Origin of the sequence: Arthrobacter ipis, assembly GCF_014694315.1 — a bacterium.
Taxonomy (GTDB): Bacteria; Actinomycetota; Actinomycetes; order Actinomycetales; family Micrococcaceae; genus Arthrobacter; species Arthrobacter ipis.
On the sequence record NZ_JAAOXD010000007.1, the window covers coordinates 92,535 to 102,814 of the forward strand.

10 protein-coding genes and 1 pseudogene are annotated in these 10,280 nt (G+C 61.9%); 10 read left to right on the plus strand and 1 reads right to left on the minus strand.

Going from position 1 to position 10,280, the window contains the following annotated elements; translation table 11 throughout:
- Positions 1-343 precede the first annotated feature (343 nt).
- From G9E11_RS15410 to G9E11_RS15435, 6 genes and pseudogenes are all read left to right on the plus strand, one after another.
- Positions 344-904: a LamG domain-containing protein gene (locus tag G9E11_RS15410; protein WP_246468985.1), complete on the plus strand. Its 561-nt coding sequence runs from the start codon at positions 344-346 to the stop codon at positions 902-904.
- Between the two features lie 1,208 nt (positions 905-2,112).
- A pseudogene (locus G9E11_RS21405) lies at positions 2,113-2,535 on the plus strand (serine hydrolase); the annotation flags it as partial.
- A gap of 83 nt (positions 2,536-2,618) precedes the next feature.
- On the plus strand, positions 2,619-2,852 hold the full coding sequence (locus G9E11_RS15420) for an SDR family oxidoreductase (protein WP_414635207.1): 234 nt from the start codon (positions 2,619-2,621) through the stop codon (positions 2,850-2,852).
- Positions 2,853-3,425: 573 nt separating this feature from the next.
- On the plus strand, positions 3,426-4,115 hold the full coding sequence (locus G9E11_RS15425; RefSeq protein ID WP_190607277.1) for a hypothetical protein: 690 nt from the start codon (positions 3,426-3,428) through the stop codon (positions 4,113-4,115).
- A gap of 82 nt (positions 4,116-4,197) precedes the next feature.
- Positions 4,198-4,596 (plus strand): nuclear transport factor 2 family protein, encoded by a 399-nt coding sequence (locus G9E11_RS15430; protein WP_190607279.1) that lies wholly within the window; start codon positions 4,198-4,200, stop codon positions 4,594-4,596.
- Positions 4,597-4,787: 191 nt separating this feature from the next.
- Positions 4,788-5,084 (plus strand): hypothetical protein, encoded by a 297-nt coding sequence (locus G9E11_RS15435; protein ID WP_190607282.1) that lies wholly within the window; start codon positions 4,788-4,790, stop codon positions 5,082-5,084.
- Positions 5,085-5,108: 24 nt separating this feature from the next.
- Here G9E11_RS15435 and G9E11_RS15440 read toward each other — a convergent pair whose 3' ends face one another.
- A complete protein-coding gene (locus tag G9E11_RS15440; protein ID WP_190607284.1) occupies positions 5,109-5,303 on the minus strand; it encodes a hypothetical protein in 195 nt (64 codons plus the stop codon).
- 407 nt (positions 5,304-5,710) lie between these two features.
- Between G9E11_RS15440 and G9E11_RS15445 the strand changes: the two genes are divergently transcribed.
- From G9E11_RS15445 to G9E11_RS15460, 4 genes are all read left to right on the plus strand, one after another.
- Complete coding sequence (locus G9E11_RS15445) at positions 5,711-6,154, plus strand: Rieske (2Fe-2S) protein (RefSeq protein ID WP_190607286.1); 444 nt, start codon at positions 5,711-5,713, stop codon at positions 6,152-6,154.
- 341 nt (positions 6,155-6,495) lie between these two features.
- On the plus strand, positions 6,496-7,050 hold the full coding sequence (locus G9E11_RS15450) for a hypothetical protein (RefSeq protein WP_190607288.1): 555 nt from the start codon (positions 6,496-6,498) through the stop codon (positions 7,048-7,050).
- An 8-nt stretch (positions 7,051-7,058) separates the two neighbouring features.
- Positions 7,059-7,214 (plus strand): DUF2188 domain-containing protein, encoded by a 156-nt coding sequence (locus G9E11_RS15455; protein ID WP_190607291.1) that lies wholly within the window; start codon positions 7,059-7,061, stop codon positions 7,212-7,214.
- 256 nt (positions 7,215-7,470) lie between these two features.
- Positions 7,471-8,361, plus strand: coding sequence for a hypothetical protein (locus tag G9E11_RS15460; RefSeq protein ID WP_190607293.1), 891 nt, complete (start codon positions 7,471-7,473; stop codon positions 8,359-8,361).
- The last annotated feature ends 1,919 nt before the right edge of the window (positions 8,362-10,280 follow it).

The window sequence follows — 10,280 nt, forward strand, 5'->3', positions numbered from 1 at the left end:
ATCAAAGTGCAAGATCAAAATCGACCGCCCCTGCAGTCGTCCACTACCCTCTCGCGCAGGACGGCAATGCTGTCCGCACTCGCATTGCCCCTTTGTAGAACCTGCCGCCGCCCACGCCGCCCCGCCCGTTGACAACGACCAATCAACGTTTCGGCGGACCTCATACAACGCCACAGTCCTGGACGACCGGCCGTCAGCGTTTTGGACCATGGGCCATCCCACTTTGGGCATAGAAACCGACATTTCAGGACACGGACATCGGGGCAGGTACCTGGGGAGTCCAAGGTCTGCCACACTGCCTAACGGGGAGACGGCAACGGTCTTCAATGGGAGTTCCCAGTACATGCAGGTGGGCGACCACCCTGCCCTCAGCCCAGCAACAACCGGTGTACTGACCCTTGAGGCGTGGATGCGTCCCGACACCCTGCACTTCCCCCACGGGGAGGGGACAGGATATGTCCACTGGATGGGCAAAGGCGCCCCAAACAATCATGAGTACGTCGCGCGGATGTATTCATCCGGCAACACAGAGAATCGCGCCAATCGAATCTCCGGTTATCTGTTCAACGCCTCCGGCGGCAAGGGCGCGGGCTCGTACTTCCAGCAGGAGGTCCGACCAGGGCAATGGATTCACTACGTCCTTGTCATCAACGCCAACGAGACGAGCGCGAAATACCCCAACGGATACACCAAGATCTACAGGAACGGCAAGCTGGCCCACCAGAACAACTTGGATTACCGCGGGACACCTGTCACTCCGCATCACGGGAACGCCCCGTTCCGAGTTGGTACCCGCGACTTCAATTCCTTCTTCAAGGGAGCCATAGGAAAAGTAGCCATTTACGGCAAAGAATTACCATCACGACGCATCGCCCAGCACTACGCCGCGATGACAAGGATTTAAGCCTCAATTACCGGGATCCGAACTCACCACTTAGCGTTCTCCAGTTCCCTGTTGCAAGCCGGGAGCGCACCGACCCAGCATAATGCGACCGGTTGACGCCTTTCACTCCACGTAGGCAATGAAGTACCGGGAAGGATCAAATACACAACCGGCACGTCACCCGCATCGTGCCGAGAGGTCCACCGAATCCGACAAGCCGGACAGATTTCGACGCAATCTGCTTCGGCTGCCACGCATTCGCCCATTGTTCTCCGGTTATGTCTCCGTGAGTAGGGCCGACCAAGATCAAGAGGCGGCCCATGATCTCAAGGCCCTATCTGGCTTGCGCAAACGAGCCGACGCCTGTCCGGGCTGAAAGCTGCACTGCGCCGCGTCCCACTGCCACTATTCACTCTGGTGCCCTATCAGGTGTGCTGTGCCCCCTCCCCCGCCAGCGCTGCCGTGGCTGCATCCGACGAGCGTACAGTCCCGCCAGCGCCACCGGAGACAATCCGCCTGCCGTCCCGGTTGAACGCCACAGTGTAGCGAGGACCGACGTGGCCTGGAGCGGACGCTTACTGCGATGGCGTTCCAGGACCGCACAGTATTGTCCGTTCCTCCAGTCAATAAGCCGGCGAACGGGACCCGACAGAGCCCACCGCTCGGGCGCCACCCCGGCGCCGAAGCCGCCAGCGTAATGATTCCTAGTCACCTCGCGGTGTTCCCGCCCCAGTGGAAGGCATGAATCGCATGACCCGCCGAACCAGTACCCACCCAGCAACGGGTCCTGCCCGCGGCCTGATCGCATGCACGGCGGCGCTGGCCCTGTTACTGAACCTCAGCGGCCTCGCGGTGGCCGACGGTGGGGACCAGGCACCCGTTAGCCGGCCCGCCCAGGTCGGCCAGACAGTGCCCCTCCCCGCACGTGCCCAGACACCAAACCCCTTACATCAGACGCGCGTGGCAATCGATGTCTCCCTAGCGAAGGCTTCAGGGAGCAGGCCGTCAATGGCCATAGTCCCACCGTCAGGAGCGCCAGGCCTCCACCTTCAGGCCAATGCCATACCCGCAACGACGGCGGTTCCCACTCTGCCGTTCCCAAACCGGCGCTCGTCCCTGCTGGATACGCGCCGGCTGCACAAACTTCGGCTACACCTCACTTCGCCGCTCTCCGGAAACGGCTCGACGCCATCATCGCCAAATATCCCCAGTACCATCTCGGCGTTGCCGTGATTGACATGTCCCACGGTATGCTCCACACCTACGGCGCTCAGGGGAAGTTTGTGGCGGCCAGCACGGGGAAGATCCTGGCAGCCGTCGCGTACTACCACTACGCCGAACGCGGCCTGCTGTCCCTCACGGCACCCAGGGGACGCTATACCGCAGCCTTTCAGCTCCGGCAGATGATCCAGCAGAGCAACAACGATTCCTGGGCACTGATTCTGAAGGCCATCGGCAACCAACGAATCCATGATTATGCTGCCGCGCTAGGGATTCCCTACGCCAGGCCACTCAACAAGCTTTCCCCCGTTGAGACCGCCACGCTGCTGTACCTGCTGTACACCGGGCAACTGATCAGCACGGCGCACGCAAACCAACTGCTCTCCTACATGCAACACACGAACTACGAAGCCCTCATCCCCGCCGCCGTCCCACCCTCCATCACCGGCGTAGCTCCGGTGTCTCAGGCCTCACCCGCGTCGCCGCACTCGATTACGCCGGCCAGGGAATCCGGATCAACGCGATCGCTCCCGGACCGATACTCACCGACCGGCTCGCTGCGGCGGGCCAAGCCGCCCAGGAGCACGTGGCCTCCACCGTTCCGCTTGGCCGGATCGGCACGCCAGGCGATGTTGCTGCCGCCGCACTCTGGCTCTGCTCGGACCAGTCCTCGTTTGTCACCGGTACCGTTCCTACCGTCGACGGCGGCAGGCTCGCGGGAACGCCTGCCTTCAACGTCAGGAAGTGACGGCGTCGAGCAGACGTCGGAAACGACCACCGGCCGGTGTGGCGCCGATATATGCGCCCGATGACTGGCGGGTCATCCTCGCGCTCGGGGTGTGGTGCCACGAGGTGCATGGCCGCACCCGGCTGATGTCCGTTGGGCTCCAAATGAGCAGACACCGGTTGTAGTCTGGCCTTGGTCTCTACGGAACGGAAACGCTCCGTAACCGAGTTGCGGTACTGAGGGGGAGAAAATGGGCGAAAATCCAGGTCCTTCCGGCTGGGGTCAGGCGAATGGGCGTCAACAAAGTCACGTGCCGCCGATGCCCCCGCGGCCTCCCCATAGGCCCAAGCGCCGACTGACCCTTAAGACGTGGCTCATCATTGCTGGCGCTGTCCTCGGGCTCGGCATCATCGGCAACCTCCTCCCGGACCGTCCCGGCCCGACACGAACGGCTTTCCCGACAACTGCCCGGCACCCGTGACCGCGGCTCCGAAGACGCCGCCGGTGGCGCAGGCCAAGCCAACCGTCACACCCACGCGGCGGATCATGACTACAACCCCCACCAAGACGCCAACACCTACGCCTACTCCCACGATGAACGCCCGGGAAGCATCCAACGACTGGTGGTTCGACCGGGGCGGGAACCAAATCAACTCAACAATCAGCGTCCTGGATCGGTTTGCGGCCACCGCCCAGGCTGGCAATTTGGCAGACGCGCAGGTGAACTGTTCGCAGCTGCAGGACTACGCATCCATGTGGTCACCGCAGAGCTTGCTGCATATTCCTGACCCCGATCCAGCCGTTGGAGGTGACCTTGTGCAGGCCTTCGAAGACGGCAGAACCGGCACTCAAATCGCCGCTGACAAGTGTGCCAAGTTTTTCGAAAAGAACGACCAGGGAGCCCTGTCCCAGTCCATCCAGTACGCCGCAGCCGGTTCTGCCGAGCTAGTCAAAGTCCAAAACGGTCTGCTTCGCCTCCAAGGGCTCACACCGCCTGAGGAGCCCAATACGCCTGCCGTCCCACAGACGCCGCCCGATATGACTGAGGTCCCCCAGGCAGAGTGCCTCGGCGCCAGGTTCCGCTACGAGAAGCTTGCCGGACTCAGCTGCGATGAGGCGATTGCAGCCTGGGACCGAGTGCTGAAGACCGGAAACGTGGATAACCAATACATCGAAACCAGTGACTGGCTTTGCTTTTACCCAGTCCCTGAGGAAAGTCCTGCCGACCTGTTGTGCTTCCGCAGTGGTCCCGTGGATGCCTCATTCGAAGCATGGAAAAGGTAGCGCGGCCGTTGCCACCTGGAATTGCCGCTAGACGCCGTTTGGTTCCCTCGCAGTCGCTGCACTCCGGGAGCATACTGGGCGCATGGCTGACACCGACGATTTCCTGTCCTGGGTGAGGTCCTCGTTATACGAGGCGGAACTGGCCCTTCACAACGGGGACGCCGAACCCCGGCGGGCAATCTGGTCCCGCAAGGAGCCGGTCAGCATTCTTGGCGCCTGGCAGAACTGCTTCGGACAGCGGGAGGTGCACGACGTGTTCGCCAGCCTTGAGCGGCGGTTCGCGAACTGCACGTCGTACGAGTTCGAGCTGCTGTCTCATGGCGTCGTCGGCGACATGGCTTATACGGTCGGCATGGAACATATTTCCACCTCGGTGGACGCGGAACCCCGCAGCTTCGTCCTGCGGGCCACACAGGTCTACCGACGCGAAGACGGCGAATGGAAAGTTGTTCACCGGCATGCCGACACGGTAGCCGAGTAAGGTCCTCCCGGTGCGAGGCGCCGATCAGAGCCTGTTATCTGTAGTTTCTGACGGCCAGGCCCGCGGCATTCAGTGGAAACGTACATGTTGCGCTGTCCCGGAATACCCTTGGGGTTCAAAGCGACCGCTGGTTTGAGGCGATGGCTCTGCTTACACTCGGGGAACATGGGTGCCCGACTCTGGAGGCGCAGATGCCCGCACTTTTGATCGCCCGGTTCCGCGGGGACGTCGAAGAATTGACCCGCGCTTACGACCGGGCGCACAAGGTAATCATGGAGGCTGGCGGACCGCCCGGAGAGCTGCGTCATCATTGCGCGGTCGGTGACGACTCGCTGTATCTCATCGGGGTTTGGGAGTCCGAGGAGCTTCTCAGAGCCCGTTTCGGCAGTGACCGCTTCCAAAGAATCCTTGCCGAAGCGGGGTTTCCTTCCATGGACGACGCTGAGGTTACGATCCTGCACCTGCACGCGATCGAACCGCCGCTGTAGGCAAAGGGCCGGTCAACGAAGAGCTCAGAGGTCTTCGTCGGGATGGTGTCCTACAGGGGTCATTGCGTCGAAGCGATCCGGGTCCTCCAGATAGGTCAGGGAAAAGATCTCCCTGAGGACATGCACTGCGGCTACGGCGAAGACATCACCGTCAACGACGCCGACGGTCGCCTCTACAACCAGGAGACGTGCCGGTGCGGGATGCCCCTCGGAATGCACTTGTCACTGGAGACGCAGCCGCCCAAGAGCGGGGCAACGCGTGGACGTCCTCCGACCATCACTGGAACCTCGTATTCAAGGCGGGCACGAGACTGGCAGTGGACGAAAGCTGAGGCTGCCTATGCGCCAATCACTTCAGGTCGCCAGATAATCCAGGCCGCGATGATTACGAGGACCAGGGCAACCGTCAGCAGCGCCGTGGCGAGAAGCGCCTTGGGCTTCATGGGCTATGGCGTAAGTCCTTGGACTGCTTGCGCCGACATTCACCCGCCCGCTGAGCCTGCGAAAGATTTGGACTGACGCCATGAGCACCAGGACTCGCGAATACAGCCAGCTGCGTGCCAAAGTCAGCGCCCGCTTCAACGCCCACGACCTGCAGCCGGACGCGGAGTTGACATGATAGGTCCATGAATTCCGGAAAACCCCTGCCCAGACGTTTCCTGCTGCTGGGGACGGCTGCCACCACAGCGGGCGGTGCACTGTCCGCCTGCTCCGTCGCACCCACAGGCAGCACAACCGTCCCTGCGGCTCCCGACGCTTCAGCGCCACCGGGCCATCCCTTCCGGATCGGCAAGCTCAGCGACATTAACGTCGGCGACACCGCCACGGGGAAAGCCAACGGAAGGACCGTCGTTGTCTTCAGACCTGAAGACCGCAAGGTCGTGGCCTACGATGCAACGTGCACGCACGCCGGCTGCACGGTGGCACCAGTCGGGACGACCTTCGAATGTCCCTGTCACGGCTCCACGTTCAACGGATCGGACGGAAGCGTCGTCAGCGGACCGGCGCGCCGTCCTCTCACGTCTCTGACCGCCGCTATCGATGGGGACTGGATCACGATCCTCGCCTGACTGTCCGGATCCCAAGGAGCATGTGCTGCCTCTGAGCCCGGCAGCCTCGATGTGCGCGCTTCCCTACCCCGCACAGGCGAGCGGAAACTCAGAGGAAGAGCTTTGTGATGCCCTGCTCACTGCCCACCTCTACATTGAACATTGGTGACCCCTAACCTCCATCACAGATATGTATCCGAACAGCCCTGAACTGCAGAGGTATTGGAATTTGTGTGGATAATACCCATGCAAATTTTCAAATTTTGGTGCCAGACCCGGCAGTTAGGTGGGGTGGCGCTCCAACGTTCCAGGTGATCTATGGGGCGCTATAGGTTGGGGGCAGAACCGGACAGGAGATGCCCATGGGTTACACCCACTACTTCCCAGGTCTTGCGGCCACGGCGGATGTCATCGCCGATGCCAGGAAGATCATTGAAGCCTCCGCGGTGACCATCTGTGGCCCGGCCGGCCAGGGACCGCCAGTCCTGAACGAAGAGGACGGAATCCTCCTGAACGGATTTAAGGCCGCCGGTGATGCCTACGAGACGTTCCACCTGCGCGGCACCAAAGCGCCGCCCTACCCGGACATGTGCACGTTCTGCACGACGGAGAACCGGCCCTACGACGTCGTGGTCACCGCCATCCTGATCGCCGCGGCGGTCCGGTCTCTGGACTCCACCACCGGCACCATTCGCAGCGACGGCCGGTGGGACAACTGGAAATCGGGCCCGCTTCAACCGCTCCCCCGCAGTACCAGAAAGGTGCATCCAGAAACGGTCGTTTCCGACTTGTGTTGTTCTCACTCACTGACGGGCTGTTGGCTCAGGCAAACACCGCCAGCCTTTTCGGGCCATTTTCTCAGCTCAGCAGGGCCATCATTTGAGAACGCGTGGACCGTGAAAGATGTTGGTGATTAGCGCCGCCGATGGATGACAGGAGTTACCCCGCCAAGGACGAAGCAGCCGCCGTTGGTCGTAACACGGCTGAAGCGGACAACGTGAAGCACGTCATCAAGACCCAGGACGGCCGGATCTCCTGGATGAACAGTTACGGCAATGATCCCGGGAACGTCCCCGGCTAACGGTCGAAAAGGCCAAGGAGTGGTTGAAAGGCAAGCGGCCCAACTTGTCCAACACCCACCGGATGCATCTACTCACGACAGCACGCCCCCGGCGGCCATCCCGACTGTGTCCTTGCTTACGTTCCGGACAAAGTTGAGGAAACTCGCGGGTGGACATGGAAACCTAAAGGATGCACCCCCAATGGGTCGAACACCCATTTGGAGCACCACCTGACCATCGACGCAGAACTGACTGCACGGACAAAGCTGGAAATAAATGACCAAAACTGGCAACAAGGACACTGAAGAACCAGCCGAGAAGGCCGCCCAACCCAAGAAGGGCCTCGGTCTGAGCCTTATCCAACTCATCGCCGGCGGGGGCGCGGCGGCAGTGGCTTCCGTCATTGGCGGGCACCTCGGCCTGGCCGGAACCGTGGTCGGTGCCTTTATCCTCAGCGTTGTCTCGGCCATTGCAGTGCCCCTGTTTCACGCCTCCCTGGAAAAGAGCCACGAGCAACTCAAGCGCGTTGTGCCCAGACGCGTCACGGACCCAGCCCAGACTCCGCGCCCACAGATGGCCGCGGACACCGCCAACATCGTCCGGGCCACCTCCGGTAAGGTCTCCACTGCGCCATTGTCGCTGGAGCAGCCTTGGGAAGGCTTGGCCGTTGCCCAGCATGCCCCCCACAAGTCACCCAGGGGTGGGAAGGTCCGGATGGCTATCGGTGGGACAGCCACCATTTTCGTCGTTGGAGTGGGGTCGGTTCTTGGCATCCAGTCAGCCACCGGTGTGGCCCTTTCGAATGGAACCAGCACTCTCCAATCGGGTATTTCCCAGGTCGTGTCAACTGCCAGGAACAGCACGGGCACTCCCGCCACGGATCCGAAACCCAGCGCTCCGGCAGTTGAGCCGAGTACCGTGGCGACAGATCAAGCCACGGATCCGGCCACGGACCCGACTGAACAGCCGGCGGTAACACCCACCCTCACAAGCGAGCCCGCACCAAGTGCCGAACCCACGGCGCCAGCCGATGCGGACAATCCGGTACCGTCGAGCACGCCCGATCCCGCCACTGGAACATCGGACGGAAGCAGCGGTGCGGACAGAGCCGACAGCCAGGCCCAACCAGGCGCCGGAACATCCGCCGGTGGCGCCCCCACCAAGTAATTTCATCTGACCGCAACCCTCAGGCGCTGCAGTCATGCATGCCGGCCCACTCCGATTACGCCAAGCAACAGCCACGGTTGAGAACATCAACCGTGGCTGTTGCCGTAGATTCGAAAAACATTTCCAGCCGAACAAAAGATCCTCCCGGGCATGCCTCCACAGGACCCGAAGACCGTTGGCAACGTCGTTTCAGAATTCCGCGGATTCTTGGATTTCTTGAGGTATTCTACGACCGGCGTCTCCAGGGATGCGGTAGGAAATGCCCAAGGATACCGAAGCCAGTGCGCGAGGGCCCGGAACAGTCGGCCGCATGTGGGCCCGTATCCTGCCATCATCCAGTGTTTCGTTCCTCGGCTCCAACGCAGGCGACCACGGGACGGGATACGTCGGGATAAACTTGCCGTGGCCAGCTAGTCACACGCGCAGCCCTAACCACATCCCTGTGGTTTCCGAGCTGACGAGGCTCCACGCGTCACCTCGCAGACCACACCCAGGGGACTTGGCTCGCGGTTGGTAGGTCGTCGAACGGGACGACGGGCGGGAGGACGGGGATTTGGCAAGGAAAGCAACCGATTCACTGACATCAGCTTTCGTCGCTGATACGCCGGCGACAGGCATGCGAATGTCAGGAGCCCGGAGGGGCTGACCCATCGATCACTAACGGGGGAAGCCGGGACCTTCTCCTGACCATCGTCCGTCGGCATCCACCAAACTTGGGGACGCCCTTGTCCCTGACCGTCAGTTTGGGGGGCCGACGACCAGCTGGGGGTGCGTCTAGTCTCAAGACACGCGGCCGCCGGCCCCGACTCGCACCGGGCGAGCCCGCCCGGAAACCAGCATCTCACCGGCGACCAGTGTCACCGCCGGGCTTCAACAATTTCCACCCTACTGATAGTTAACACCCTGTTAGCGACCCTGGTACAGATTATCGGTACCTGCTTTCGGGCTCAGGACAATTCATCGGTCCGAGTGGGACGCGACAGGACGCGCATTACCGGGCTGGCAGGCTGGCCGGACCCCGTTGACGAAATGGGACCACAGGCCACCATGCCCAACCATGACGGCACTAATACAGCACGCGGCTAAAGGATGCTCGGCCAAGGGGGAGGAATTCCCGGGAAATCTGGACGAAGTCTCCTTAACAGTGCGCAGCTTCGAGAAAGACGGCTGGACCATTACGAGCTGGGCTTTGGCCGCCAGCGGATACACGGAGACGACATTGCTGCCGGGCTACAGGGTAGGCAACTGGTAATTGATATGGGTATGGGCGGCGATGACCACAACCAGGAACGGCACTGGGGTCCACTTTCTCGAAAGAACACCGCCCTGGCCAGCGTGTTGCGGGTGTCGCCCCTGCAGGCTCCACGGCAGCCATCCCACGTGGCCACGCCGACCGAATTCGAGGCGGTCCACTACGCGCCCCCGCACCTCGTATGACTGCGGCAGGGACCCTGCGCCGGTTCAGACAGACCCCGGTGAGAGTCGACGGATGCAACCAATTAACTTGTCAAGCTCTTGACCGGGGGCGGATCCCACCCTTAGAGTCTTCATATATGACTCATATATCACACGGCCCGACCCCGGACTCGAGGTTTTGATCTCGATGGGTCGGCGCCCGGGCCGGAAGCCAAGGCCTTGCCGTATCCATCTCCAAGAGCGGTGATACATGACGACGCCGAGTCCTGCACGGCCATATCGACTGGCATCGAGCCAGTCGGCATCGTCCACCGGTCGCTGGGCTGCGGCTGTCCGTGCGTCTAGGAAACGACGCTCGGGTGCCGTCAGCGGTTTGCGCTGAAGCCAGAAGGGAACAAATCTCAATGACCCAACCGACCAGGACGACGGCCTCCGTCGACACCCCGATATCAAACGAGACCAGCTCCAAGTTCAAACGCCGCTTCATGGTGCGGCTTGTCGCT

Coding starts and splice junctions, on each gene's coding strand:
- G9E11_RS15410 (WP_246468985.1), top strand. CDS start 344: ATGCAGGTGGGCGACCACCCTGCCCTCAGCCCAGCAACAACCGGTGTA.
- G9E11_RS15445 (WP_190607286.1), top strand. CDS start 5,711: ATGAATTCCGGAAAACCCCTGCCCAGACGTTTCCTGCTGCTGGGGACG.
- G9E11_RS15430 (WP_190607279.1), top strand. CDS start 4,198: ATGGCTGACACCGACGATTTCCTGTCCTGGGTGAGGTCCTCGTTATAC.
- G9E11_RS15435 (WP_190607282.1), top strand. CDS start 4,788: ATGCCCGCACTTTTGATCGCCCGGTTCCGCGGGGACGTCGAAGAATTG.
- G9E11_RS15425 (WP_190607277.1), top strand. CDS start 3,426: ATGAACGCCCGGGAAGCATCCAACGACTGGTGGTTCGACCGGGGCGGG.
- G9E11_RS15450 (WP_190607288.1), top strand. CDS start 6,496: ATGGGTTACACCCACTACTTCCCAGGTCTTGCGGCCACGGCGGATGTC.
- G9E11_RS15455 (WP_190607291.1), top strand. CDS start 7,059: ATGGATGACAGGAGTTACCCCGCCAAGGACGAAGCAGCCGCCGTTGGT.
- G9E11_RS15460 (WP_190607293.1), top strand. CDS start 7,471: ATGACCAAAACTGGCAACAAGGACACTGAAGAACCAGCCGAGAAGGCC.